This is a genomic window from Klebsiella sp. BIGb0132 (assembly GCF_024810075.1).
In the GTDB taxonomy this organism is placed as follows: Bacteria; Pseudomonadota; Gammaproteobacteria; order Enterobacterales; family Enterobacteriaceae; genus Klebsiella; species Klebsiella terrigena.
This window is the reverse complement of sequence record NZ_JANUDW010000015.1, coordinates 59,309-84,271: the sequence shown is the minus strand read 5'-3', so window position 1 is coordinate 84,271 and position 24,963 is coordinate 59,309. Positions and strand designations below refer to the sequence as shown.

The following is a 24,963-nucleotide window of genomic DNA, read 5'->3' as shown; positions in this document are numbered from 1 at the left end:
CCTGACCCCATGCCGAACTCAGAAGTGAAACGCCGTAGCGCCGATGGTAGTGTGGGGTCTCCCCATGTGAGAGTAGGGAACTGCCAGGCATCAAATTAGCAGTAAACCGGGGCAATAAACCGGTTGTTGTAAAGAAATTCGGTGGAGCGGTAGTTCAGTCGGTTAGAATACCTGCCTGTCACGCAGGGGGTCGCGGGTTCGAGTCCCGTCCGTTCCGCCACTTATTAGAAAATTAAGCCTGCTTAACTAGCAGGCTTAATAATAAGCAGTATTTAGGGGCGTAGCTCAGTTGGTAGAGCACCGGTCTCCAAAACCGGGTGTCGCGAGTTCGAGTCTCTCCGCCCCTGCCATATAATAATCCTTTGCTTCGGCAAAGGATTTTTTTTGCCTGCAACTCCCTGGCATTGCGATCGCCCAACGCTCTCCGTCCCTGGAGAGATGTGCTTATTCCAGAATGCTGGTTTTTAGAATCTCACGGATCTGCGCCTGTTTATCACTGTTTTGCAACCAGATGGCGTACAGTGGGCGTGAAAGCGTGGTGCCATCCGTTACCGGGTAAAGCGCGCTCTTACCCTTTGCCCAGTGCGTTGGTAGCCACGTGCAGCCATTGAGAGGAGCGAGCTGCTGATACGCCAGCTCAGCGGAACTGGTGGTGAGCAACGGTACGTCATCACTGCCAATCAACCCGACTTCATTTTGTTGAAAGTCCGGACCCCATTCCAGTCGCAGGTAGTTCAATTCGCTTTTATTTTTAACCGGCACAGCGCAATAAAGGGTTAGGGTGAAATTACCAAGCAACTGGCTACTTAACTCATCCATTTTCGGCGATTCTGTCGTGATCAGCAGGTCAAGCTGCCGTTCATGCAGCTGTTTGACCAGCGACTGACGCTGGGCAATACGAGCCTCGAACTGCAGGTCATAGGGCTCCCTGTACAGTTTCCCCAGCCATCCGTTAAGCATGCACTCCCAAAGAGATGCGCTGCCGCCAATCGAAAACTCATTGTGTCGGGCAGAGTTGGCAACCTCTTTACGCGCCGCCTGCCAGGTATTCATCAGGGTTTCAGCGTAGGGCAGCAGCTTCTCTCCGGCTGGGGTCAAACGGATATTGTTGCGATGACGGGTAAAAAGGTTAACGCCAAGCTGATTCTCCAGCTGACGAATACGAAAGCTAACCGCTGACTGCGTCAGGTAAAGCGCCTCCGCTGCTCGCCCAAAGTGGCGAGTTCTGCTCACCTCAAGGAAAGTTTTGAGCAATTCCGTATCCACACTCTTCTCCGCAAAATTATTTGTCGTAATGATTTAAATCTTTTGTTTTACACTCTGTCAAGCGTAACTAATACTCCGCGCCATAAATAGCTCGGCCAAAGAATCAGGAGCGTGTAGGATGGCGGAAAGCTTTATGACGACTAATCGTTTTTTCGATAATAAAAATTATCCGCGCGGGTTCTCCCGTCATGGTGATTTCACCATCAAAGAGGCGCAACTGCTGGAACAGCATGGTTATGCCTTTAACGAACTGGAACTGGGTAAACGCGAACCTGTCACTGAAGATGAAAAACAGTTTGTTTCGGTATGCCGCGGCGAACGTGAGCCGGTAACCGAAGTAGAGCGTGTGTGGATTAAGTACATGGCGCGTATTAAGCGGCCTAAGCGTTTCCATACGCTCTCCGGCGGTAAACCGCAGGTAGAAGGCGCTGAAGATTACACAGAAAGCGATGATTAAGAAAAAGGGCGAAAGCCCTTTTTTTATGGCATAAGCTTTTGCAGATGGTTCAACATCCGGTCTATCGCCCGATAGCCTAGCGCCTCCTGCAGATGATGGCGTTCTATACGCGGATCGTCCTTTATATCGGCAATCGTCCTCGCCACCTTAAGCAGCCGTTGCCAGGCCCGTATAGAGAGTCCCAGCTGCGTCAGGGTCTGTTCAAGCCAGATGGCATCGTTCTTATTCAACGCACACCAGGTTTTCATCTCATTATTGTCTAAATCAGCGTTGAGCTTATTCTGTCGGTCCAGCTGCCTCTCGCGCGTAGCAAGAACCCGCAGTCGTACCGTCGCGCTGTCCTCTCCACCACCGCCTTGCTGGCTGAGTACTCCAGGCGGCGGTAGCGGTATTTCCAAAGAGAGATCGAAGCGATCAAGGAAGGGGCCGGACAGCCGCCCCAGATAGCGCAGCGTCTGCTCGGGAGAAGCGCGATTGTGATGACCCTGATAATGTCCGGTTGGGCTGGGATTCATGGCCGCAATCAGCTGGAAATGCGCCGGATAGTCAATTTTCGCCCGGGTGCGAGAAATATGTATTTTTCCCGATTCAATTGGCTCGCGCAGGGCATCCAGCACTCTGCGTTCAAACTCCGGCAACTCGTCAAGAAACAGCACCCCATTATGGGCCAGTGAGATCTCGCCAGGCGCAGGTATGGCGCCACCGCCGACCATAGCCGCGACCGAGGCGCTGTGATGCGGGGCGCGAAACGGCCTGTGGCGCCAGCGAGTGGTCGCGTAGTTGGTGCTCACCAGACTGAGAATAGCAGCGCTTTCAAGCGCCTCCTGATTGCTTAACGGGGGCAGTAATCCCGGTAACCGACTGGCAAGCATCGTTTTCCCTGTACCTGGGGGGCCGATTAACAGCAGGTTATGCCCGCCGGCAGCGACGATTTCCAGCGCGCGCTTGCCCTGCTGCTGGCCAATGACGTCGCACAAATCGTGGCGTGTTTCCTGCGGATCTTCCGCTGCGGCCACGGGAGGAGAGAGCGGATGCTGTCCTGCCACAAAGGCGCAGACCTCCTGCAGGTGTCCGGCGATAAGGCAGTCGCTACCGCCAATCAGCCCCACTTCGGCAGCGTTATCTTCGGCAACAATAATCTGTCGTCCGGCCCTGATGGCCTCCATTGCGCTGGAGATAGCGCCGGGAACGCCGCGTAGGGCCCCTGTAAGCGCGAGCTCGCCGATAAACTCATATTGATTCAGTCCGGGAGCCTCTAGCTGCTCGGAGGCGACCAGAAGCGCGAGAGCGATAGGGAGATCGTACCGCCCTCCTTCTTTTGGCAAATCGGCAGGTGCGAGGTTAATGGTGATTTTTTTCGCCGGGAAGGTATAGCCACTGTTAATGATTGCGCTGCGCACCCGGTCACGCGCCTCCCTTACGGTAGTTTCCGGCAGCCCAACCATCGTTAGTCCGGGAAGGCCGCTGCTGATATGAACCTCAATAGTAATAAGCGGGGCGCTGATACCGAGAGCGGCCCGAGTGTAGACGATCGCGAGTGACATAGTGCCTCCTGAATGTGGGCATCATGTCGGGAACCCTGCTATTAGTCACCTGCAGGAACTGTGCTTTACGCGTCACGTTCCAGATAATTCACCGCAGATCGTTACATACTTTTCGTTATTGCACCCGGCTCGCAGGTTGCCGCAAGGGCAGGACAGCATGTCGTAAAAAGCCATAGGGCAACGCGATAAATTGAAATATCTTCACTTTATATTTTTCCCATTAAAAACAATTGTTTTACTGGAAATTGTTAGCGTGATCAGAAAGCGAGCCATAAAAAAATCTTGTGTTTAACGTGACGTCTGTGGTACCTCTTTAGGTATTCCTTCGAACAAGAAGCCAGAAAGTACATAAAATGACAGCCCTTCTACGAGTGATTAGCCTGGTCGTGATTAGCGTGGTGGTGATTATTATCCCACCGTGCGGGGCAGCACTTGGACGAGGAAAGGCATAGAAATCAAGCCTTAACGAACTAAGACCCCCGCACCGAAAGGTCCGGGGGTTTTTTTATAACTTAAAAATGACAGACGGGGAGCAGAGAATGAATAACAGCATAAAATTCTGTTTCTTCCGATCTATGACGGGGATGTAACTATGAATGGCGCGCAGTGGGTAGTACATGCTTTGCGGACACAGGGAGTCGAGACGGTTTTCGGCTACCCGGGTGGCGCGATTATGCCGGTTTACGATGCGTTGTATGACGGCGGCGTGGAACACCTGTTGTGCCGTCACGAGCAGGGTGCAGCAATGGCGGCCATCGGCTATGCGCGGGCAACAGGTAAAACGGGCGTTTGCATCGCGACCTCCGGCCCTGGAGCAACTAACCTGATCACCGGCCTGGCGGATGCCCTGCTGGACTCTATCCCCGTTGTCGCGATTACCGGCCAGGTGGCGGCACCGCTTATCGGTACCGATGCTTTTCAGGAAATTGACGTGCTGGGCTTATCGCTGGCCTGCACCAAACATAGCTTCCTGGTGCAATCGCTGGAAGAGCTTCCGCGCGTCATTGCTGAAGCTTTCCTGGTCGCGAACTCAGGCCGCCCAGGCCCGGTACTGGTAGACATTCCAAAAGATATCCAGCTGGCGACAGGCGAGTTCGAACCCTATTTTTCCACGGTAGCCGATGACGTTGCTTTCCCTCACGCCGAGGTTGAGCAAGCGCTGCAGATGCTGGCTCAGTCGCAAAAGCCGATGCTGTACGTCGGCGGCGGTGTCGGTATGGCGCAGGCAGTTCCCGCTCTGCGCGAGTTTATTGCGGTCACGCAAATGCCGGCGACCTGCACGCTGAAGGGGCTGGGCGCGGTTGATGCTGACTATGCCTATTACCAGGGGATGCTGGGCATGCACGGGACGAAGGCGGCTAATCTGGCGGTTCAGGAGTGCGACCTGCTGATTGCGATAGGCGCGCGTTTTGACGACCGCGTAACCGGCAAGCTGAATACCTTTGCTCCGCATGCCAAAGTTATCCATATGGATATCGATCCGGCGGAGCTGAACAAGCTGCGTCAGGCGCACGTTGCCCTGACCGGCGATCTCAATACGCTGCTGCCGGCACTGCAGCAGCCGCTGGCCATTGACGCCTGGCGTCAGCACAACGCGGAGCTGCGCGCCGAACATGCATGGCGCTATGACTACCCGGGTGAAGGCATCTACGCCCCGCTGCTGCTCAAGCAGCTTTCCGATCGCAAACCGTCTGACAGCGTGGTGACCACCGACGTGGGCCAGCATCAGATGTGGTCTGCACAGCATATGACCTACACTCGTCCGGAGAATTTCATTACCTCCAGCGGCTTAGGAACGATGGGCTTCGGTCTGCCTGCGGCGGTAGGTGCCCAGGTCGCGCGTCCGAACGATACGGTAATCTGTATCTCCGGTGACGGCTCCTTCATGATGAATGTTCAGGAGCTGGGCACCGTAAAACGCAAGCAGCTGCCGCTGAAGATCCTGCTGCTGGATAATCAGCGTTTAGGCATGGTTCGTCAGTGGCAGCAGCTGTTCTTCCAGGAGCGTTATAGCGAAACGATCCTCACCGATAACCCCGATTTTGTCACTTTGGCCAGCGCCTTCGGCATTCCTGGCCAACATATCACCCGTAAAGACCAGGTTGAAGCGGCTCTCGACACCATGCTTTCGAGCCAGGGGCCATACCTGCTTCATGTCTCAATTGATGAACTTGAGAATGTCTGGCCGTTGGTGCCGCCCGGCGCCAGTAACTCAGAAATGCTGGAGAAATTATCATGATGCAACATCAGGTCGCCTTGCAGGCCCGCTCCAACCCGGAAACCTTAGAGCGCGTGCTGCGCGTAGTGCGCCATCGTGGCTTTCAGATTTGCGCCATGAATATGGAGACCGCCGCGGACACCCGCAATATAAATATCGAATTGACCGTTGCCAGCCAGCGGCCCGTCGAATTACTGTTTAGTCAATTAAGCAAACTGGTGGACGTTGCCTGCGTCGAAATCCAGCAACCCACATCACAACAAATCCGCGCATAGGCGCAAGGGAAGAAAAATGACGACGAAAAAAGCTGATTACATTTGGTTCAACGGCGAGATGGTTCCTTGGGGAGAAGCTAAGGTCCACGTTATGTCGCATGCCCTGCATTACGGCACTTCCGTTTTTGAAGGCATCCGCTGCTATGACTCGCACAAAGGACCGGTGGTGTTCCGTCATCGTGAACACATGCAGCGTTTGCATGATTCAGCCAAAATCTACCGTTTCCCGGTTTCACAGAGCGTTGATGAGCTGATGGAAGCCTGTCGTGAAGTGATTCGTAAAAACGGCCTGACCAGCGCCTATATTCGTCCGCTGGTATTCGTGGGTGACGTGGGCATGGGCGTAAACCCGCCGGAAGGATATACCACTGACGTGATCATCGCGGCGTTCCCGTGGGGAGCCTATCTTGGCGCCGAAGCGCTGGATCAGGGGATCGATGCCATGGTCTCTTCCTGGAACCGCGTGGCGCCGAATACGATCCCGACCGCAGCAAAAGCCGGCGGTAACTACCTTTCCTCCCTGCTGGTCGGCAGCGAAGCGCGTCGACATGGCTACCAGGAAGGCATCGCGCTGGACGTTAACGGCTACATCTCCGAAGGGGCGGGTGAGAACCTGTTTGAAGTGAAAGATGGCGTTCTGTTTACCCCGCCGTTTACCTCTTCGGCGCTGCCGGGTATTACCCGCGATGCCATTATTAAGCTGGCAAAAGATCTGAATATCGAAGTTCGTGAGCAGGTCCTGTCTCGCGAATCCCTGTACCTGGCGGATGAAGTCTTTATGTCCGGTACCGCAGCAGAAATTACCCCGGTGCGCAGCGTTGATGGCATTCAGGTCGGCGAAGGCCGCTGTGGCCCGGTGACTAAGCGTATTCAGCAAGCATTCTTTGGCCTCTTCACCGGTGAAACCGAGGATAAATGGGGCTGGTTGGATCAGGTTAATCAGTAAATATCCGTCATATTTTAAGCTGCATGTGCTTTGGCTGCGCTCGTTTACCGCAGCCGGCCGGAGATTCTTTCTCCTGCCGCCTTCCTGCAGCCTGGACTATTTAGGGTAGATAAGCATAAAAGACGGGGCGACACGCAGCGCCCCGTTTAACAGACACTGGGAGTAAAAGCATGCCTAAGTACCGTTCCGCCACCACCACTCATGGCCGTAATATGGCGGGTGCCCGCGCGCTGTGGCGCGCAACCGGGATGACCGACGCTGATTTCGGTAAACCGATTATCGCCGTTGTGAACTCCTTTACCCAATTCGTCCCTGGCCACGTGCACCTGCGCGATCTGGGCAAGCTGGTCGCCGAGCAAATTGAAGCCTCTGGCGGCGTTGCTAAAGAGTTCAACACCATCGCGGTGGATGACGGGATCGCCATGGGTCACGGGGGCATGCTTTATTCACTGCCATCCCGCGAGCTGATCGCCGACTCGGTAGAGTACATGGTCAACGCACACTGTGCCGATGCCATGGTCTGCATCTCCAACTGCGACAAAATCACCCCAGGGATGCTGATGGCCTCCCTGCGCCTGAATATTCCGGTGATCTTTGTCTCCGGCGGTCCGATGGAAGCGGGTAAAACCAAGCTTTCTGACAAGATCATCAAGCTCGATTTGGTCGATGCGATGATTCAGGGCGCGGACCCGAAAGTATCCGACGAACAGAGTGACCAGGTTGAGCGTTCCGCCTGTCCGACCTGCGGCTCCTGTTCCGGGATGTTTACCGCCAACTCAATGAACTGCCTGACGGAAGCGCTGGGCCTGTCTCAGCCGGGCAACGGCTCCCTGCTGGCCACTCATGCCGATCGTAAACAGCTGTTCCTCAACGCGGGAAAACGCATTGTCGAGCTGACCAAACGCTACTACGAGCAGGACGATGCCTCCGCGCTGCCGCGTAACGTCGCCAACAAAGCGGCGTTTGAAAACGCCATGACCCTGGATATCGCCATGGGCGGCTCCACGAATACCGTACTGCACCTGCTGGCCGCCGCTCAGGAAGCTGAAATCGACTTCACCATGAGCGATATCGATAAGCTGTCCCGCAAGGTGCCGCAGCTGTGCAAAGTGGCGCCGAGTACGCAGAAATACCATATGGAAGACGTTCACCGTGCCGGCGGCGTGCTGGGGATCCTCGGCGAGCTGGATCGCGCCGGTCTGCTGAACCGTGAGGTGAAAAACGTGCTGGGTCTGACCCTGCCGCAAACGCTCGATAGCTACGACATTATGCTGACCAAAGACGATGCGGTGAAAGAGATGTTCCGCGCCGGCCCGGCGGGTATCCGCACCACTCAGGCGTTCTCTCAGGATTGCCGCTGGGATACGCTGGACGACGATCGCGCTGAAGGCTGTATTCGTTCGCTGGAGCATGCCTACAGCAAAGACGGCGGCCTTGCCGTGCTGTACGGCAATTTTGCTGAAAATGGCTGCATCGTAAAAACTGCAGGCGTTGATGACAGCATCCTCAAGTTTACCGGCCCGGCAAAAGTGTATGAAAGCCAGGATGATGCGGTAGAAGCTATCCTCGGCGGCAAAGTCGTCGCGGGCGATGTCGTGGTGATCCGCTACGAAGGGCCGAAAGGCGGTCCAGGCATGCAGGAAATGCTCTATCCGACGACGTTCCTGAAATCAATGGGCCTCGGTAAAGCCTGCGCGCTGATCACCGACGGCCGCTTCTCCGGCGGTACTTCCGGTCTGTCGATTGGTCACGTTTCACCAGAAGCGGCGAGCGGCGGCAATATCGCCCTGATTGAAGACGGCGATATGATTGCCATTGATATCCCGAACCGCGGCATTCAGCTGCAGCTGAGCGACGCCGACATTGCCGCACGCCGTGAAGCGCAGGAAGCCCGTGGCGATCTGGCCTGGACGCCGAAAGCGCGTGAGCGTCAGGTTTCCTTCGCCCTTCGTGCGTACGCTAGCCTGGCAACGAGCGCTGATAAAGGCGCGGTACGCGATAAATCGAAACTTGGGGGCTAATCATGGCCGAATCACAACCCCTGTCCGCCGCCCCTGAGGGGGCGGAATATCTCAGAGCGGTGCTCCGTGCGCCGGTCTATGAAGCTGCGCAGATTACGCCGCTGCAAAAAATGGAAAAAATCTCCTCGCGGCTGGATAACGTCATTCTCGTGAAGCGGGAAGACCGGCAGCCGGTCCATAGCTTCAAGCTCCGCGGCGCTTACGCGATGATGGCGGGGCTGAATGAAGCGCAAAAAGCGCGCGGCGTGATCACCGCTTCCGCGGGTAACCATGCCCAGGGCGTCGCGTTTTCCGCTTCTCGCCTCGGCGTTAAGGCGCTGATTGTTATGCCTACCGCCACGGCCGACATCAAGGTTGATGCCGTGCGCGGGTTTGGCGGCGAAGTGCTGCTGCACGGCGCTAATTTTGATGAAGCGAAAGCGAAAGCCATCGAGCTGGCGCAGCAGCAGAATTTCACCTGGGTCCCGCCGTTCGATCATCCGATGGTCATTGCCGGGCAGGGTACGCTGGCGCTCGAATTGCTGCAGCAGGACGCCCATCTCGACCGCGTTTTTGTGCCGGTTGGCGGCGGCGGACTGGCGGCGGGCGTGGCGGTACTGATCAAGCAGCTGATGCCGCAGATCAAAGTGATTGCGGTTGAGGCCGAAGATTCAGCCTGCCTGAAGGCGGCGCTGGAGGCCGGTCATCCGGTGGATCTGCCGCGCGTTGGGCTGTTTGCTGAAGGCGTTGCGGTGAAGCGCATCGGCGACGAGACCTTCCGCGTCTGTCAGGAGTATCTCGACGATATTATCACCGTCGACAGCGATGCCATCTGTGCGGCGATGAAAGACCTGTTTGAAGACGTTCGCGCAGTGGCTGAACCTTCCGGCGCGCTGGCGCTGGCGGGGATGAAAAAATATATCGCGCAGCACAATATTCGCGGCGAACGGCTGGCGCACGTCTTGTCCGGGGCCAACGTTAATTTCCACGGCCTGCGCTACGTTTCCGAACGCTGCGAGCTGGGCGAGCAGCGCGAGGCGCTGCTGGCGGTGACTATCCCGGAAGAGAAGGGCAGCTTCCTGAAGTTCTGCCAGCTGCTGGGCGGTCGTTCGGTTACCGAGTTCAACTATCGCTTTGCGGATGCCAAAGATGCCTGCATTTTTGTCGGCGTTCGCCTGAGCCGCGGGCTGGAAGAGCGTAAAGAGATTCTGGATCTGCTGAACGAGGGGGGCTATAGCGTTGTCGATCTTTCCGATGACGAAATGGCCAAGCTCCACGTGCGCTACATGGTCGGCGGGCGTCCGTCGAAGCCGCTGCAGGAGCGCCTGTTTAGCTTTGAGTTCCCGGAATCACCGGGCGCACTGCTCAAGTTCCTGCATACGCTGGGTACCCACTGGAACATCTCTCTGTTCCACTACCGCAGTCACGGTACCGACTATGGCCGGGTACTGGCGGGCTTTGAGCTGGGCGATCATGAGCCGGATTTTGAAACCCGACTACATGAGCTGGGCTACGACTGCCACGACGAAACGCACAATCCGGCATTCCGCTTTTTCCTCGCCGGCTAGTGGCCCGGGTTGGGTAAAATCGACCAGAATGCATCGATAAGCGGCTCATACAGCCGCTTTTTTTGTGCGCATACGCCGAGCTCAAAGGGCGTTTTCTCATCGCTGCGCTCTAAAATCATCACCCGGTTGCGCACCGGTTCCGGGCTGTTCTCCAGCACCACCTCTGGCAGGAGCGCGACGCCGCAGCCGAGGGCGACCATGGAAACCATCGCCTCGTGGCCGCCCACGGTGGCATAAATCGATGGATTGCTGATTTTATGCCGCCGGAACCACAGCTCAATGCGCCGACGTACCGGCCCCTGATCGGCCATGATAAACGGCACGGTCGACCAGTCGGGCTGCTCCTGGGTGACCTGGTTACGCACCGGGCAGGCTAAGGCCGGGGCGATCAGCACCACTGCCAGATTTTCCAGCATCGAGAAGGCTACCGATCCGGGCAGCGTTTCCGGCTTCCCGGCAATGGCCAGGTCCGCCTCGCCGGTGACGACCTTCTCCATTGCGTCGGCGGCATCGCCGGTCGAGAGCTTGATCTCCACCGAAGGATGGGCGGCGCGAAAGCGATCGAGAATTGGCGGCAGATGGCTATAGGCCGCGGTCACGGAGCAGAAGATATGCAGCTCGCCGGAGAGCGATGGTCCCTGCTGGTCGATAGCGTGGCGCAGCTGCTGATACTGCAGCAGGGTCTGCTGGGCGAAAAGGCGCAGCTCTTCGCCCGCTTCGGTTAGCGTTACGGTGCGGTTATCGCGCACGAACAGCGGCTGGCCGAGGTCCTCTTCCAGGCGCTGGATCTGCCGTGAAAGGGTCGAGGGACTAACGTGCATGGCCCGCGCGCTGCGGCCAAAATGACGGCTTTCGGCCAGGTGCAGGAAGGTTTTCAGATCGCGTAAATCCACGGGCCGCACTCCACGATTTTATATTGCAGATATTGCAACATAACGTTGTGAATATATCAATTTCCGCAATGAATTTCCTGTCATATAGTGGGTTCATTCTCGCAAAAGCGAACCGAACAATAAGACACACAACATCACGGAGTACATCACCATGGCTAACTACTTTAATACACTGAACCTGCGCCAGCAGCTGGCACAGCTGGGCAAATGTCGCTTTATGGCGCGCGAAGAATTCGCCGATGGCGCGAGCTACCTTCAGGGTAAAAAAGTGGTCATCGTCGGCTGCGGTGCTCAGGGTCTGAACCAGGGCCTGAACATGCGCGACTCCGGTCTGGATATCTCCTACGCTCTGCGTAAAGAAGCGATTGCAGAAAAGCGCGCTTCCTGGCGTAAAGCGACCGAAAATGGCTTTACGGTCGGCACCTATGAAGATCTGATCCCGCAGGCCGACCTGGTCGTTAACCTGACGCCGGACAAACAGCACTCTGACGTTGTTCGTTCCGTACAGCCGCTGATGAAAGACGGCGCGGCGCTGGGCTACTCCCACGGTTTTAACATCGTTGAAGTCGGCGAGCAGGTTCGCAAAGACATCACCGTAGTGATGGTGGCGCCGAAGTGCCCGGGTACCGAAGTTCGTGAAGAGTACAAACGCGGTTTCGGCGTACCTACGCTGATCGCGGTTCACCCGGAAAACGACCCGAAAGGTGAAGGCATGGCCATCGCGAAAGCGTGGGCAGCGGCCACCGGCGGCCACCGTGCGGGCGTGCTGGAATCCTCCTTCGTTGCGGAAGTAAAATCTGACCTGATGGGCGAGCAGACCATCCTCTGCGGCATGCTGCAGGCGGGTTCCCTGCTGTGCTTCGATAAGCTGGTGGCGGAAGGTACCGACCCGGCATACGCAGAAAAACTGATTCAGTTCGGCTGGGAAACCATCACCGAAGCGCTGAAGCAGGGCGGCATCACCCTGATGATGGACCGTCTGTCTAACCCGGCGAAACTGCGCGCTTACGCGCTGTCAGAGCAGCTGAAAGAGATCATGGCGCCGCTGTTCCAGAAGCATATGGATGACATCATCTCCGGCGAATTCTCCTCCGGCATGATGGCTGACTGGGCTAACGACGATAAGAAACTGCTGACCTGGCGTGAAGAGACCGGCGCCACCGCGTTCGAAACCGCTGAGCAGTTTGAAGGTAAAATTGGCGAGCAGGAGTACTTCGACAAAGGCGTTCTGATGATTGCGATGGTGAAAGCGGGCGTTGAGCTGGCGTTTGAAACCATGGTTGCATCCGGCATTATCGAAGAGTCCGCATACTATGAGTCGCTGCACGAGCTGCCGCTGATTGCCAACACCATCGCGCGTAAGCGTCTGTATGAAATGAACGTGGTTATCTCCGATACCGCCGAGTACGGTAACTACCTGTTCTCCTACGCTTGCGTACCGCTGCTGCAAGAGTTCATGACCACGCTGCAGACCGGTGACCTGGGCAAGGCGATTGCCGAAGGCGCCGTAGATAATGCTCAGCTGCGCGATGTAAACGAAGCGATTCGCAACCACGCAATCGAAAGCGTCGGCCACAAGCTGCGCGGCTACATGACCGATATGAAACGTATCGCTGTAGCAGGTTAATCTCCGCCGTCCTGCGGCCCGCGGGCCGCATCGACCAGCAAATCATCAAAAGGCCCGGTAGCGCTTGCGCTTACCGGGCCTGTTTATTTACGCCTTAGCGCAATCACCGAATCTGATACCTCTCCCTGCTCGCCTTCCGGCCCGCGCATCGTGCGCGAAACGTCGTCGCAGAAAACGGTTTCCCAACCTTCAGGCAGCGGCTCAAGCGATGCGAGGGTTTCTTTTGCCGACTGGAATGGACGATCGGCATGCTTTGACCATGACGGCGGCCTGGCGTGGGAGGTAATCAGCAGCATGCCTGCTGGCGCAACGTGGGCAAATGCGGCGCGGAAGATGCTACGGCGATCGAAGGCGAGCGGCGATTCCAGAAAAGAGGCGGCAATCAGATCGAACTCACCCTCAGGAAAAGCTTCGGTCAGATCGTATTGGGTGAAGGTAATACGATCGCTGACCGCGGCTCGTTCGGCGTTTCCTGCGGCGTATTCCAGCGCCCGCGAGGATAAATCCACGGCGGTGACCTGCCAGCCTTTTTTCGCCAGCCAGACGCTGTCGTCTCCGCGCCCGCAGCCAAGTTCCAGCGCTTTGCCCGGCGCTAATCCTTCGGTAAAGCGCAGCAGAATTTTGCCGGGGATACCACTGGAAAGCGGAGACATGGCGTCGTAATGCGATGCCCAAAATTGTTCCGGCGTCTGTTCCTGATTGTGCATATCGACCTCATCGTTAACGGAATAAATCATGTAATATTAAAAGTAACATAAGATTTATTTTGGTCAATAACGCAGTGTAAAAATATAAAAAACTTTAATTATCATTATTTTATATGAATTTCTGGTTTTATTTCACCGGAGGGAATTGCGCAGCATGACGTTTATGTAATATCGTAAATTACATGAAAACAAATAACTCATTCTCAGCAACGCTGCACATCCTGCTGCACCTTGAGCAGATGGATAAGCCCCTGACGTCGGAGCAGATGGCCGCCTTTATTGACGGTAATCCGGCATTTATCCGCAAGCTGCTCGCCGGCCTCAGGGAAAAAAACATCGTCTGTGCCACTAAGGGGCACCACGGCGGCTGGCGGCTATGTCGGCCGGTGACGGAGATTACGCTTTACGATATCTACATGGCATTAGGTGAACCGGCGCTGTTTGCGCTGGGCAACCGCAGCGAGAACCCACAATGCCTGGTGGAGCAGGGGGTCAACCGGGTGATGTCGGCAACGCTTGCCGATGCGCAAACGCTGATCCTCGATCGTTTTAAAAGCCTGACGCTACAGGATATCGGCGGCGAATTTATCAGCTACTTCAACGACAAAGGCCATAACTCATGATTGCTACCTTAACGACCTGCCTGATGATTGCCCTGGCGGCCAGCAGTATTTCGATAACGGTGACGCAGACGGAGTTGTTTGCCTCATTTCGCGAGTGGACGGCAAAAAAGAATGCGCTGGTGGGTCATCTGTTTCAGTGCTTCTACTGCTTAAGCCACTGGGTGGTCTTTGGCGGGATGGCGGTATATCGCCCGGCGCTGTTAAACAGCGGCTTTGCGCTGGTTGACTGGGTAATGACGGCATTTATCACCATCACCTTCGCGACGCTGATTAGCGGACTGATGTTTAAGGTGTTCCAGGCAGCTATCGGCATGCATGTCATGAAGCATGAAGCACAAAAAACGCTGCAGGCGAAATAAGGGAAAAGCCTCTCTGCACCAGAGAGGCTTTAATGCATTAGTTACGGTACAGCACTTTAATGATGTGGTAACCGAACTGGGTGTGCAGCGGGCCGGTCGGCTCCAGCACCGGGCAGGAGAAGACCACTTTATCAAATGCCGGAACCATCTGACCCTGGCGGAATTCGCCCAGGTGACCGCCTTTCTTGCCTGACGGGCAGGTAGAGTGTTTCTTCGCCAGCTTCTCGAAATCGCCGCCGTTTTTAATTTGTTCCAGCAGGTCGAGTGCCAGCTTCTCTTCTTTCACCAGGATGTGCATTGCTGCCGCTGTTTTAGCCATGATTGTGCCTTGATAGGTTGCGATGAATCAGGGCGCAATATTAGCATGCGTTAACGGCGATACAGCACCTTAATGATGTGGTAGCCAAAGCGCGTTTTGACCGGGCCGTAGGGTTTCAGCAGCGGGCAGGAGAAGACCGCGCTATCAAACGGCCCAACCATCGCGCCCTGTTGGAATTCGCCTAAGTCGCCGCCGTTGCGCCCGGAGGGGCAGCGTGAATAGCGCTTCGCCAGATGGTCGAAGCTGACGCCGCGTTCCAGTTTGGCGAGGATCTCCTGCGCCAGCTTCTCTTCTTTGACCAGGATGTGCAGGGCCGCTGCGGACTTTGCCATGGTTTCGCTCTCAGGATGACGGGTGTGGCCAACACTTTACCATTAGCCGGTAAATCTCCTCCCGGCTTTCTGCTACAATCCTCACCCCGTTCGAAGATTGAGCAAGACTCCCATGCGTTTAAACCCTGGCCAACAACAAGCCGTCGAATTCGTTACCGGACCGTGCCTGGTGCTGGCGGGCGCCGGTTCCGGTAAGACCCGCGTTATCACCAATAAAATCGCGCACCTGATCCGCGTCTGCGGCTATCAGGCGCGCCATATCGCGGCGGTGACCTTTACCAACAAAGCGGCGCGCGAAATGAAAGAGCGCGTCGGGCAAACGATGGGACGCAAAGAGGCGCGCGGCCTGATGATCTCCACCTTCCACACGCTGGGGCTGGACATTATTAAGCGCGAATATGCCGCGCTGGGGATGAAATCTAACTTTTCCCTGTTCGACGATACCGACCAGGTGGGTTTGCTCAAGGATCTGACCGAAGGGCTGATCGAAGACGACAAGGTGGTGCTTCAGCTGCTGATCTCGACGATCTCCAACTGGAAAAACGATCTGCGCACGCCGGCGCAGGCGGCGGCAAGCGCGCAGGGCGAGCGGGATCGGATCTTTGCTCACTGCTATGAGCTGTACGATGCGCATATGAAAGCCTGCAACGTGCTGGACTTCGACGATCTGATCCTTCTGCCGACGCTGCTGCTGCAGCGTAATGAAGAGGTCCGCGAACGCTGGCAGAATAAGATCCGCTACCTGCTGGTGGATGAGTATCAGGATACCAACACCAGCCAATATGAGCTGGTGAAGCTGCTGGTGGGGCAGCGGGCGCGCTTTACGGTGGTGGGCGATGACGATCAGTCGATCTATTCATGGCGCGGCGCCCGGCCGCAGAACCTGGTTCTGCTGAGCCAGGATTTCCCGGCGCTGCAGGTTATCAAACTGGAGCAGAACTACCGCTCTTCCGGCCGGATACTGAAAGCGGCAAATATTCTGATCGCCAATAACCCGCACGTGTTTGAGAAGCGCCTCTTTTCCGAGCTGGGCTATGGCACCGAGCTGAAAGTTCTCTCCGCCAACAATGAAGAGCACGAAGCGGAGCGGGTGACCGGGGAGCTGATTGCCCACCACTTTATCAATAAAACCCAGTACAAGGATTATGCGATCCTCTACCGCGGCAACCATCAGTCGCGGGTGTTTGAAAAAATGCTGATGCAAAACCGCATCCCCTACAAAATTTCAGGCGGCACCTCATTCTTCTCCCGTCCGGAGATCAAAGACCTGCTGGCCTACCTGCGGGTGTTGACCAACCCGGACGATGACAGTGCGTTTCTGCGCATCGTCAATACGCCGCGGCGTGAGATTGGCCCGGCAACGCTGCAAAAGCTCGGCGAGTGGGCGATGACCCGCAACAAAAGCCTGTTTACCGCCAGCTTTGATATGGGCCTCACCCAGACGCTGACCGGGCGCGGCTATGATTCGCTCACCGGCTTTACGCAGTGGCTGGCCGAAGTTCAGCGGCTGGCGGAAAGCGAGCCGATTGTCGCAGTGCGCGATCTGATCCGCGGCATTGACTATGAATCCTGGCTGTATGAAACGTCGCCCGGCCCGAAGGCCGCGGAAATGCGGATGAAAAACGTCAACCAGCTGTTCAGCTGGATGACCGAGATGCTGGAAGGCAGCGATATCGATGAGCCCATGACGCTCACCCAGGTGGTCACCCGCTTTACCCTGCGCGATATGATGGAGCGCGGCGAATCAGACGAGGAGCTGGATCAGGTTCAGCTGATGACTCTGCACGCTTCGAAGGGGCTGGAGTTTCCGTACGTCTATCTGGTTGGCATGGAAGAGGGGCTGCTGCCGCACCAGAGCAGTATTGAAGAAGATAACGTCGATGAGGAGCGCCGGCTGGCTTACGTGGGCATCACGCGGGCGCAGAAAGAGCTGACGTTTACGCTGTGTAAAGAGCGCCGCCAGTACGGCGAGCTGGTGCGTCCGGAGCCAAGCCGTTTTCTGCTGGAGCTCCCGCAGGACGATCTTATCTGGGAGCAGGAGCGCAAGGTTATCTCGGCGGAAGAGCGGATGCACAAAGGACAGGCCAACGTCGCCAACATCCGGGCGATGCTGGCAAAGGCGAAAGGAAAGTAGCGCGCTCGCCCCGGTAAGCGCCGTGCTGCCGGGGGAAGGTATCAGACGACTTCTAAGGCCCAGTGGACATAGCTTTGCCACTGGCACTCTTGCTCAACCATCTCGCTGCCTAGCGGATGGTTTTCCAGCCAGCCTTCCGGCAGCCTCAGCATCAGCTTTTCATCCTCGGCGGTCAGGGTGACGGACGGCAGCAGATCGTCCCGACGGCGGCTGGCAAACAGAATAGCCAGACGCAGCAGGCGGCATAAATGCTCCGCAACCCGAGGCTTGACCGCGTTCTGCTGGTGGAGCGAAGAGAGATCGACCGCGTTGGTTTGGTTGAGCAACAGCGTGGCGAGCAGCTTTTTCTGCGCCGGCGTGAAGCCGGGAAGATCGAGATTGCGCACCAGGTAGGCCGCGTGCTGCGGAGCGGACTTAAAATCAACGCTCAGGCCAATCTCATGCAGGGCGCAGGCGCTCACCAGCAGGTCGCGGCTAAGCGGCTCCAGCTCCCAGTAGCTATCCAGCTGGCTCACCAGGTCTGCCGCCAGGCGGCCGACGCGCTGGGCCTGCTCGGTATCGATCATAAAGCGGCGCTGAATGTTACGCAGCGTCCGGCTACGAATATCCTGATCGACCGCCAGGTGCAGCATGCCGTAAACCAGGCCTTCGCGCAGCGCGCCGCCGGCCAGGGTCATGCAGCGAATATTTAGCTCGCTAAATATAGCGATGAGAATGGCTAAACCGCTGGGGAAAACTAACGCTCGCTCGAGGGTCAGGCCTTCTATTTCAAGCTCTTCCAGACGCCCGCACTGAATCGCCCGCTGTTTGAGCTGCTGGAGTTTAGCCAGCGTAATGCGCTCATCCATACCCTGCGCCATCATGATTTCCTGCAGGGCCTGAACGGTACCCGAGGCGCCGACGCACACTTTCCAGCCGTGATAGTTCAGCGTATCGGTGATAGGTCGCAGGACTTCGCGCGCTGCATTTTCAGCAAGTTCGAAGTTGTCTTTCGTCAGATTACGATCGGCGAAGTAGCGTTCCAGCCAGGTGACGCAGCCCATTGGCAGGCTAAAAAGAGAGGTGGTTTGCGCGCCGGTTCCGGTGACCAGTTCGGTACTGGCCCCGCCGATATCGACCACCAGGCGCTGGTCTTCACCGCCGGTGGTATGCGCTACGCCCTGATAAATCAGGCGCGCTTCTTCCTCGCCGCTAATGACCTGCACCGGGCAGCCGAGAATATCTCTGGCCTTAGCCAGAAACTCATCGGCATTAACCGCCAGACGCAGCGTCGCGGTCGCGACGACGCGGATTTGCGCCGGGGGGATATCCTGCAGACGCTCGGCGAACAGCCGTAAGCACTGCCAGCCGCGCTCCATCGCTTCCGCGGAGAGCGCATTGTCGCTATTCAGGCCCGCGGCAAGCCGCACTTTGCGCTTGATACGGCTGAGAGTCTGAATGCTCCCGGCCACCTCGCGAACAACCAACATATGAAAGCTATTAGAGCCAAGATCTATAGCTGCATAAAGCGAGGTGGAACTCATACACTTCATCCTTCAAATTGCCTCTGCGAAAGTAGCGTGCTTATTCGGCCCATCCCAGGGACTCACCCCGATGGGGCCGCTGCAAGCAGCGTTCAAATCCGTCAGACACAGATTTGTCACCCGAACCACTTACTAAAGTAAGTCATTCGGGATTCGCTAACCTGGCGCCTTGATGCATCCCGAACGATTTTGTGTATGACATACTTTATTAGCCTGAACGACGGCGATTGCGAGGCGGTCCGTTGCGGCGCGGGCCGTTGCCCGTGCGTGGACGCGCCAGGCGCAGCGGCCGCGGCAGATCGGTCATCAGCACATCTGGGTTGTACTTGCTTACCGGGATTGAGTGCCCGATATAGGTTTCAATCGCCGGCAGATTCAGCGCGTACTCTTCACAGGCCAGGCTGATGGAGTGGCCGCTGGCGCCTGCACGACCGGTACGGCCAATGCGGTGTACGTAGTCTTCGCAGTCGTCCGGCAGGTCGAAGTTAAAGACATGCGTGACGGCCGGGATATGCAGACCGCGTGCCGCAACGTCCGTCGCGACCAGAATATCGATATCGCCACGGGTAAACTCTTCGAGGATACGCAGGCGTTTTTTCTGCGCGACGTCACCGGTCAACAGGCCAACGCGATGACCGTCCGCGGCGAGGTGGCCCCAGATATCTTCACAGCGATGCTTGGTGTTGGCGAAGATAATGGCGCGATCCGGCCACTCTTCTTCGATCAGCGTCTGCAGCAGGCGCATTTTCTCTACGTTGGAAGGATAGAACAGCTCTTCCTTAATACGGTGACCCGTTTTCTGTTCTGGTTCGACTTCAACGTATTCGGCGTTGTTCATCTGCTCAAACGCCAGTTCGCGGACCCGGTAGGAAAGGGTGGCGGAGAACAGCATGTTCAGGCGCTGGTTAGCCTGCGGCATACGACGGAACAGCCAGCGGATATCTTTAATAAAGCCGAGATCGTACATGCGATCGGCTTCGTCGAGGACGACAACCTGAATCGCGCCAAGGTTGATATGATTTTGTTTGGCGTAGTCGATAAGACGACCGGTAGTCCCGATCAGAATGTCGACGCCGCTCTCCAGCACTTTCAGCTGCTTGTCGTAGCCATCGCCGCCGTACGCCAGACCGAGCTTCAGGCCGGTGGCCTGCGCCAGCGGTTCTGCGTCAGCATGGATCTGTACCGCCAGCTCACGCGTTGGCGCCATGATCAGCGCACGCGGTTGGTTAACCTGGCGTTCAGCGATAGCAGGGTGAGAGAGAAGATAATGAAACGTTGACGTCAGGAACGCCATCGTTTTACCGGTACCAGTTTGCGCCTGCCCGGCGACGTCTCGACCTTCCAGCGTTAGCGGAAGAGCGAGTGCCTGAATGGGCGTACAATTATGAAACCCTTTCTTTTCAAGGGCTTCGATAACTGCCGGGTGCAGGGCGAAGTCGGAAAACTTCTGTTCTGTTAAATGTGTTTTGCTCATAGTGTGGTAGAATATCAGCTAACTATTGCATTAAGAAAGCGTATCCGTTGAAATAACGTCAACCTTTCGTTGGCTATACGCGAAATTACTGAAGGTGCTCTGCGGCAACCGAATGAATCCTCGAAAGCTTAGACTACTAAGCGGACCGGCGGTGAATAATCTACCGGTAACGGGTTTGAAGACGGTTTGCTTTGACTCCTGCACGGCGAGGTCCATGATGGACCGGGTCGCACAGGCTGTCAGTTACAGAGGCATCCTGAAGGATAACGTGTATAACGTAGCATTAACGCGTCGTTGATGTCTGCGACACCAGCACACCAGGCTTATTCCTGTGGAGTTAAATATGAGCGATAAAATTATTCACCTGACTGACGACAGTTTTGACACGGACGTACTCAAGGCTGACGGGCTAATCCTCGTCGATTTCTGGGCAGAGTGGTGTGGTCCGTGCAAAATGATCGCCCCGATTCTGGATGAGATCGCTGGCGAGTATCAGGGCAAGCTGACCGTTGCGAAACTGAACATCGATCAGAACCCGGGCACCGCGCCTAAATACGGCATCCGCGGCATCCCGACTCTGCTGCTGTTTAAGAACGGCGAAGTGGCGGCAACCAAAGTTGGCGCACTGTCTAAAGGCCAGCTGAAAGACTTCCTCGACGCCAATCTGGCGTAATCAGTTTGCCATTCCGGCGTCCGGATTCCTATTTTTTGCGGAACTCTGGACGCCCGGCTTGAGTCGTGCTAAGTTAAGTTCAGACTTCGTTTTAAACATACCTTTATTGTTTGAATCTTGCTTTACCCGAAGCATCCCGCAGAAATGCGCGTGAAGCTAAAAATTCCGGGCTTATCACTCATTCCGTTTTGTCGTTTCAGCTCTGCGTTCTTTCCTGTGACCAGGCAACGTACAGACACGAGATGTAGGCCGCTAACAGGCATGGATGTTCCTGCCATACCATTCACAACATGAAGTTCGAGTTCTACCCCGAGTTTAAGAACCCACACCATTATGAATCTTACCGAATTAAAGAATACGCCGGTTTCTGAGCTGATTACTCTCGGCGAAAATATGGGGCTGGAAAACCTGGCCCGTATGCGTAAGCAGGATATTATTTTTGCCATCCTCAAGCAGCATTCGAAGAGTGGCGAAGATATCTTTGGCGATGGCGTACTGGAGATACTGCAGGATGGATTTGGTTTCCTCCGCTCCGCAGACAGCTCCTACCTCGCCGGTCCCGACGACATCTACGTATCCCCTAGCCAAATCCGCCGTTTCAACCTTCGCACTGGTGACACCATTTCCGGTAAGATTCGTCCTCCTAAAGAGGGTGAGCGTTACTTTGCGCTGTTGAAAGTCAACGAAGTTAACTACGACAAGCCGGAAAACGCGCGCAATAAGATCCTGTTCGAGAACTTAACGCCGCTGCACGCAAACTCACGTCTGCGTATGGAGCGTGGTAACGGCTCGACTGAAGACTTAACCGCTCGCGTCCTGGATCTGGCCTCGCCGATCGGTCGCGGTCAGCGTGGTCTGATTGTTGCTCCGCCGAAAGCCGGTAAAACGATGCTGCTGCAGAATATTGCGCAGAGCATCGCTTACAACCATCCTGACTGCGTGCTGATGGTCCTGCTGATCGACGAACGTCCGGAAGAAGTGACCGAGATGCAGCGTCTGGTTAAAGGTGAAGTTGTTGCTTCTACCTTTGACGAACCCGCATCCCGCCACGTTCAGGTTGCCGAGATGGTTATCGAGAAGGCCAAGCGCCTGGTTGAGCATAAGAAAGACGTTATCATTCTGCTCGACTCCATTACCCGTCTGGCTCGCGCCTACAACACCGTCGTACCGGCTTCCGGTAAAGTTCTGACCGGTGGTGTGGATGCGAACGCCCTGCACCGTCCGAAGCGTTTCTTCGGTGCTGCGCGTAACGTCGAAGAGGGCGGCAGCCTGACCATCATCGCTACGGCGCTGATCGACACCGGCTCCAAGATGGACGAAGTTATCTACGAAGAGTTCAAAGGCACCGGTAACATGGAGCTGCACCTCTCGCGTAAGATCGCAGAAAAACGCGTCTTCCCGGCTATCGATTACAACCGTTCCGGTACGCGTAAAGAAGAGCTGCTCACCACTCAGGAAGAGCTGCAGAAGATGTGGATCCTGCGCAAAATCATCCATCCGATGGGTGAAATCGACGCGATGGAGTTCCTCATCAACAAGCTGGCTATGACCAAAACTAACGATGACTTCTTCGATATGATGAAGCGTTCGTAAGTTTAAAAAAGCTGAAAAACGCCACGCAACCGCGTGGCGTTTTGTTTTTGGGATTTGTATGATCCAGAAAGGGAAACCGGAGCGGTTATTATCGTATGATGAACGCGCCTCTCCTGGCAGAGATAACTTTAACAGACTAAAATCTATACAATAAATTTGTAATGATCTGCATTACCCCTTCAGGAGTTGAGACATCGTCGTTATACTTCCCGGATTAACCATGCTGAGAGCACATGCGTTGTGAATTTACTCACTGCTATTACTGAATTAATCAGTATTTTCTTATTCACTACCCTTTTTATATTTGTGGCTCGCAAGGCGGCAAAAAAGGTTGGGTTAGTCGATAAGCCTAACTATCGAAAACGGCATCAGGGTCTGGTTCCGTTAGTGGGTGGCATCTCAGTTTACGCGGGTATTTGTTTTACATTTGCGATCGCAGATTATTACATTCCCCATGCTTCGCTATACCTGGCGTGCGCCGGTATTCTGGTCCTGGTCGGCGCGCTGGATGACCGATTTGATATCAGCGTAAAAATTCGTGCGGTTATGCAGGCCGCCATTGCCGTCGTCATGATGATGGCAGGAAACCTGCATCTTAGCAGCCTCGGTTTTATTTTTGGCTCATGGGAGCTGGTGCTCGGCCCCTTCGGTTTCTTCCTCACTCTTTTTGCCGTTTGGGCGGCAATTAACGCCTTTAATATGGTTGATGGCATCGACGGTCTGCTCGGCGGTCTGTCATCGGTCTCCTTCGCGGCAACGGGCATCATCCTGTGGTTTGATGGCCAGTACAGCCTGGCAATGTGGTGTTTTGCGATGATTGCCGCCATTCTGCCCTATATTTTACTTAACCTCGGTGCGCTTGGCCGTCGCTATAAGGTCTTTATGGGCGATGCTGGCAGCACCATGATTGGCTTCACCATTATTTGGATCCTGCTGGAAACCACGCAGGGTAAAACGCATCCCATTAGCCCGGTTACCGCGCTGTGGATTATTGCGATTCCGTTGATGGATATGGTGGCGATTATGTATCGTCGCCTGCGCAAGGGCATGAGTCCGTTCTCTCCGGACCGCCAGCACATTCATCATTTGATCATGCGCGCTGGGTTTACTTCCCGGCAGGCATTCGTCCTGATCACGCTGGCCGCCGCTTTACTGGCGCTGGTAGGGGTGGTGGCGGAATATACCCGTATCGTTCCTGAATGGGTGATGTTAATACTCTTTTTGTTAGCCTTCTTCCTTTATGGCTACTGCATTAAACGCGCCTGGAAAGTGGCGCGCCTGGTTAAGCGCATCAGACGCAGAATACGGCGACACAGCAGCAATAATCCAAAATTAACCAAGTAGAACTGGGGACGTGATGACTCAACCATTACCGGGAGCACAAGCAGTGAACGTTGAGAATGAGCTGGATATTCGCGGGCTGTTTCGCGCCTTATGGGCAGGGAAAATTTGGATAGCAGGGATGGCCGTGCTGTTTGCGCTGATCGTACTGGTTTATGCCTTTTTTGCTCGCCAGGAGTGGAGCGCGACGGCAATTACCGACCGGCCAACCGTAAATATGCTGGGCAGCTACTACTCGCAACAGCAGTTTTTACGCAATCTCGATATCAAAGCCAATCTGGCGTCGGTCGATCAGCCTTCGGCAATGGACGACGCCTACAAAGAGTTCATCATGCAGCAGGGGTCCTGGGATACCCGGCGTGATTTCTGGCTGCAAACCGACTATTACAAACAGCGCCAGTCGGGTAACTCTCGCGCCGATGCCGCGCTGCTGGACGATCTGATTAACAATATTCAGTTTATGCCGGGTGATGCGGTAAAGAATACCAACGATAGCGTCAAGCTGACGGCTGAGACCGCGCCGGATGCCAATAATCTGCTGCGCCAGTACGTGGCGTTTGCCAGCCAGCGCGCGGCGGGCCACCTGAATGACGAGCTCAAGGGCGCCTGGGCGGCACGTACCGTGCAGATGAAAGCGCAGGTTAAGCGTCAGGAAGAGGTTGCGCGTGAGATTTTCAACCGCCGTACCCATAGCGTGGAACAGGCGCTGAAAATCGCCCAGCAGCATAATATTTCCCGCAGTGAGACCGATATTCCTGCCGATCAGCTGCCGGATTCCGAGCTGTTTTTACTCGGCCGGCCGATGCTGCAGGCGCGGTTAGAAAATCTGCAGGCCGTCGGTCCGGAATACGATCTTGACTATGACCAAAGCCGCGCGATGCTGAATACCCTGAACGTCGGGCCGACATTAGATCCGCGTTTTCAGACTTACCGGTATTTGCGTACGCCGGAAGAACCTGTAAAACGCGATAGCCCGCGCCGCGTATTTCTGATGGTGATGTGGGGGATTGTGGGCGCGCTCATCGGCGCAGGCGTGGCGCTATCGCGACGTCGTATCCAGTGAATGCGGCCTGTGATGAAGGTCATGCGGA

23 protein-coding genes, 2 tRNA genes and 1 rRNA gene are annotated in these 24,963 nt (G+C 55.8%); 18 read left to right on the top strand and 8 right to left on the bottom strand.

Translation table 11 applies throughout. The annotated features are described in order from the left end of the window. The 3 genes from rrf to M2416_RS25290 all read left to right on the top strand — a co-directional run. Positions 1–89: ribosomal RNA gene (rrf, locus tag M2416_RS25300) — 5S ribosomal RNA — on the top strand; the annotation flags it as partial. A 54-nt stretch (positions 90–143) separates the two neighbouring features. Further along, positions 144–220, top strand: a tRNA-Asp gene (locus M2416_RS25295). A 54-nt stretch (positions 221–274) separates the two neighbouring features. Further along, positions 275–350 (top strand) — tRNA-Trp (locus M2416_RS25290). Positions 351–444: 94 nt separating this feature from the next. Here M2416_RS25290 and hdfR read toward each other — a convergent pair. After that, positions 445–1,266 carry an HTH-type transcriptional regulator HdfR gene (gene hdfR, locus M2416_RS25285; RefSeq protein ID WP_041143461.1) on the bottom strand — a complete coding sequence of 274 codons (822 nt, stop codon included), beginning with the start codon at positions 1,264–1,266 and terminating at the stop codon, positions 445–447. Positions 1,267–1,384: 118 nt separating this feature from the next. Here hdfR and M2416_RS25280 point away from each other — a divergent pair, with 118 nt between their 5' ends. After that, positions 1,385–1,723 (top strand): MaoP family protein, encoded by a 339-nt coding sequence (locus M2416_RS25280; RefSeq protein WP_041143462.1) that lies wholly within the window; start codon positions 1,385–1,387, stop codon positions 1,721–1,723. Positions 1,724–1,746: 23 nt separating this feature from the next. Here M2416_RS25280 and M2416_RS25275 read toward each other — a convergent pair whose 3' ends face one another. Then, positions 1,747–3,267: a YifB family Mg chelatase-like AAA ATPase gene (locus M2416_RS25275; RefSeq protein WP_076947980.1), complete on the bottom strand. Its 1,521-nt coding sequence runs from the start codon at positions 3,265–3,267 to the stop codon at positions 1,747–1,749. Positions 3,268–3,620: 353 nt separating this feature from the next. On the opposite strand from M2416_RS25275, the gene ilvL reads away from it, so the two are divergent. From ilvL to ilvA, 6 genes are all read left to right on the top strand, one after another. Beyond that, complete coding sequence (gene ilvL, locus M2416_RS25270; protein WP_001311244.1) at positions 3,621–3,719, top strand: ilv operon leader peptide; 99 nt, start codon at positions 3,621–3,623, stop codon at positions 3,717–3,719. A 140-nt stretch (positions 3,720–3,859) separates the two neighbouring features. After that, entirely contained in the window at positions 3,860–5,506 is a 1,647-nt protein-coding gene (ilvG, locus tag M2416_RS25265; RefSeq protein ID WP_076947981.1) for an acetolactate synthase 2 catalytic subunit, read from the top strand. Then, the gene (gene ilvM / locus M2416_RS25260) at positions 5,503–5,760 is read left to right on the top strand and encodes an acetolactate synthase 2 small subunit (protein ID WP_041143465.1); all 258 of its coding nucleotides are present in this window, start codon (positions 5,503–5,505) and stop codon (positions 5,758–5,760) included. The genes ilvG and ilvM overlap by 4 nt, the downstream gene beginning before the upstream one ends. 16 nt (positions 5,761–5,776) lie before the next feature. Then, positions 5,777–6,706, top strand: a complete 930-nt coding sequence (locus M2416_RS25255; protein WP_041143466.1) for a branched-chain amino acid transaminase — start codon at positions 5,777–5,779, stop codon at positions 6,704–6,706. Between the two features lie 170 nt (positions 6,707–6,876). Beyond that, entirely contained in the window at positions 6,877–8,727 is a 1,851-nt protein-coding gene (ilvD, locus tag M2416_RS25250; RefSeq protein ID WP_041143467.1) for a dihydroxy-acid dehydratase, read from the top strand. Positions 8,728–8,729: 2 nt separating this feature from the next. Beyond that, positions 8,730–10,274 carry a threonine ammonia-lyase, biosynthetic gene (gene ilvA / locus M2416_RS25245; RefSeq protein ID WP_041143468.1) on the top strand — a complete coding sequence of 515 codons (1,545 nt, stop codon included), beginning with the start codon at positions 8,730–8,732 and terminating at the stop codon, positions 10,272–10,274. Here ilvA and ilvY read toward each other — a convergent pair. Continuing rightward, positions 10,271–11,167 (bottom strand): HTH-type transcriptional activator IlvY, encoded by an 897-nt coding sequence (gene ilvY / locus M2416_RS25240; RefSeq protein WP_041143469.1) that lies wholly within the window; start codon positions 11,165–11,167, stop codon positions 10,271–10,273. The genes ilvA and ilvY overlap by 4 nt on opposite strands. Positions 11,168–11,318: 151 nt before the next feature. On the opposite strand from ilvY, the gene ilvC reads away from it, so the two are divergent. Next, entirely contained in the window at positions 11,319–12,794 is a 1,476-nt protein-coding gene (gene ilvC / locus M2416_RS25235) for a ketol-acid reductoisomerase (protein WP_259227441.1), read from the top strand. Between the two features lie 83 nt (positions 12,795–12,877). On the opposite strand, the gene M2416_RS25230 is transcribed toward ilvC, so the two are convergent. Then, on the bottom strand, positions 12,878–13,501 hold the full coding sequence (locus M2416_RS25230) for a class I SAM-dependent methyltransferase (protein WP_259227439.1): 624 nt from the start codon (positions 13,499–13,501) through the stop codon (positions 12,878–12,880). A 182-nt stretch (positions 13,502–13,683) separates the two neighbouring features. Here M2416_RS25230 and M2416_RS25225 point away from each other — a divergent pair, with 182 nt between their 5' ends. After that, positions 13,684–14,124: an Rrf2 family transcriptional regulator gene (locus M2416_RS25225; RefSeq protein ID WP_076947982.1), complete on the top strand. Its 441-nt coding sequence runs from the start codon at positions 13,684–13,686 to the stop codon at positions 14,122–14,124. Then, positions 14,121–14,483: a hypothetical protein gene (locus tag M2416_RS25220; protein ID WP_045853629.1), complete on the top strand. Its 363-nt coding sequence runs from the start codon at positions 14,121–14,123 to the stop codon at positions 14,481–14,483. The genes M2416_RS25225 and M2416_RS25220 overlap by 4 nt, the downstream gene beginning before the upstream one ends. A gap of 37 nt (positions 14,484–14,520) precedes the next feature. Here M2416_RS25220 and ppiC (M2416_RS25215) read toward each other — a convergent pair whose 3' ends face one another. Continuing rightward, on the bottom strand, positions 14,521–14,802 hold the full coding sequence (ppiC, locus tag M2416_RS25215) for a peptidylprolyl isomerase PpiC (RefSeq protein ID WP_024555327.1): 282 nt from the start codon (positions 14,800–14,802) through the stop codon (positions 14,521–14,523). Between the two features lie 50 nt (positions 14,803–14,852). After that, positions 14,853–15,134, bottom strand: coding sequence for a peptidylprolyl isomerase PpiC (gene ppiC, locus M2416_RS25210; protein ID WP_041143471.1), 282 nt, complete (start codon positions 15,132–15,134; stop codon positions 14,853–14,855). Between the two features lie 112 nt (positions 15,135–15,246). Here ppiC (M2416_RS25210) and rep point away from each other — a divergent pair, with 112 nt between their 5' ends. Then, on the top strand, positions 15,247–17,268 hold the full coding sequence (rep, locus tag M2416_RS25205; RefSeq protein WP_259227438.1) for a DNA helicase Rep: 2,022 nt from the start codon (positions 15,247–15,249) through the stop codon (positions 17,266–17,268). A 41-nt stretch (positions 17,269–17,309) separates the two neighbouring features. On the opposite strand, the gene gppA is transcribed toward rep, so the two are convergent. Both gppA and rhlB read right to left on the bottom strand, forming a co-directional pair. Next, positions 17,310–18,800, bottom strand: a complete 1,491-nt coding sequence (gppA, locus tag M2416_RS25200) for a guanosine-5'-triphosphate,3'-diphosphate diphosphatase (protein WP_166793763.1) — start codon at positions 18,798–18,800, stop codon at positions 17,310–17,312. Positions 18,801–18,999: 199 nt separating this feature from the next. After that, positions 19,000–20,265 (bottom strand): ATP-dependent RNA helicase RhlB, encoded by a 1,266-nt coding sequence (gene rhlB / locus M2416_RS25195; protein WP_041143474.1) that lies wholly within the window; start codon positions 20,263–20,265, stop codon positions 19,000–19,002. Positions 20,266–20,608: 343 nt separating this feature from the next. On the opposite strand from rhlB, the gene trxA reads away from it, so the two are divergent. The 4 genes from trxA (at position 20,609) to wzzE (ending at position 24,935) form a co-directional block, all read left to right on the top strand. Then, positions 20,609–20,938, top strand: coding sequence for a thioredoxin TrxA (gene trxA, locus M2416_RS25190; protein WP_041143475.1), 330 nt, complete (start codon positions 20,609–20,611; stop codon positions 20,936–20,938). 333 nt (positions 20,939–21,271) lie between these two features. Continuing rightward, on the top strand, positions 21,272–22,531 hold the full coding sequence (gene rho / locus M2416_RS25185; protein WP_002883293.1) for a transcription termination factor Rho: 1,260 nt from the start codon (positions 21,272–21,274) through the stop codon (positions 22,529–22,531). Positions 22,532–22,771: 240 nt separating this feature from the next. After that, a complete protein-coding gene (gene wecA / locus M2416_RS25180) occupies positions 22,772–23,875 on the top strand; it encodes a UDP-N-acetylglucosamine--undecaprenyl-phosphate N-acetylglucosaminephosphotransferase (RefSeq protein ID WP_041143476.1) in 1,104 nt (367 codons plus the stop codon). Between the two features lie 13 nt (positions 23,876–23,888). Beyond that, a complete protein-coding gene (gene wzzE / locus M2416_RS25175; RefSeq protein ID WP_041143477.1) occupies positions 23,889–24,935 on the top strand; it encodes an ECA polysaccharide chain length modulation protein in 1,047 nt (348 codons plus the stop codon). The last annotated feature ends 28 nt before the right edge of the window (positions 24,936–24,963 follow it).

Excerpts from the sequence above, each read along its gene's own strand:
- M2416_RS25280 (WP_041143462.1), top strand. The coding sequence starts at position 1,385 with ATGGCGGAAAGCTTTATGACGACTAATCGTTTTTTCGATAATAAAAAT.
- wzzE (WP_041143477.1), top strand. The coding sequence starts at position 23,889 with ATGACTCAACCATTACCGGGAGCACAAGCAGTGAACGTTGAGAATGAG.
- M2416_RS25225 (WP_076947982.1), top strand. The coding sequence starts at position 13,684 with ATGAAAACAAATAACTCATTCTCAGCAACGCTGCACATCCTGCTGCAC.
- rho (WP_002883293.1), top strand. The coding sequence starts at position 21,272 with ATGAATCTTACCGAATTAAAGAATACGCCGGTTTCTGAGCTGATTACT.
- rhlB (WP_041143474.1), bottom strand. The coding sequence starts at position 20,265 with ATGAGCAAAACACATTTAACAGAACAGAAGTTTTCCGACTTCGCCCTG.
- M2416_RS25275 (WP_076947980.1), bottom strand. The coding sequence starts at position 3,267 with ATGTCACTCGCGATCGTCTACACTCGGGCCGCTCTCGGTATCAGCGCC.
- ilvM (WP_041143465.1), top strand. The coding sequence starts at position 5,503 with ATGATGCAACATCAGGTCGCCTTGCAGGCCCGCTCCAACCCGGAAACC.
- ilvA (WP_041143468.1), top strand. The coding sequence starts at position 8,730 with ATGGCCGAATCACAACCCCTGTCCGCCGCCCCTGAGGGGGCGGAATAT.
- ppiC (WP_041143471.1), bottom strand. The coding sequence starts at position 15,134 with ATGGCAAAGTCCGCAGCGGCCCTGCACATCCTGGTCAAAGAAGAGAAG.
- M2416_RS25220 (WP_045853629.1), top strand. The coding sequence starts at position 14,121 with ATGATTGCTACCTTAACGACCTGCCTGATGATTGCCCTGGCGGCCAGC.
- ilvD (WP_041143467.1), top strand. The coding sequence starts at position 6,877 with ATGCCTAAGTACCGTTCCGCCACCACCACTCATGGCCGTAATATGGCG.
- trxA (WP_041143475.1), top strand. The coding sequence starts at position 20,609 with ATGAGCGATAAAATTATTCACCTGACTGACGACAGTTTTGACACGGAC.
- M2416_RS25230 (WP_259227439.1), bottom strand. The coding sequence starts at position 13,501 with ATGCACAATCAGGAACAGACGCCGGAACAATTTTGGGCATCGCATTAC.
- ilvG (WP_076947981.1), top strand. The coding sequence starts at position 3,860 with ATGAATGGCGCGCAGTGGGTAGTACATGCTTTGCGGACACAGGGAGTC.
- gppA (WP_166793763.1), bottom strand. The coding sequence starts at position 18,800 with ATGAAGTGTATGAGTTCCACCTCGCTTTATGCAGCTATAGATCTTGGC.
- ilvL (WP_001311244.1), top strand. The coding sequence starts at position 3,621 with ATGACAGCCCTTCTACGAGTGATTAGCCTGGTCGTGATTAGCGTGGTG.
- ppiC (WP_024555327.1), bottom strand. The coding sequence starts at position 14,802 with ATGGCTAAAACAGCGGCAGCAATGCACATCCTGGTGAAAGAAGAGAAG.
- ilvC (WP_259227441.1), top strand. The coding sequence starts at position 11,319 with ATGGCTAACTACTTTAATACACTGAACCTGCGCCAGCAGCTGGCACAG.
- M2416_RS25255 (WP_041143466.1), top strand. The coding sequence starts at position 5,777 with ATGACGACGAAAAAAGCTGATTACATTTGGTTCAACGGCGAGATGGTT.
- rep (WP_259227438.1), top strand. The coding sequence starts at position 15,247 with ATGCGTTTAAACCCTGGCCAACAACAAGCCGTCGAATTCGTTACCGGA.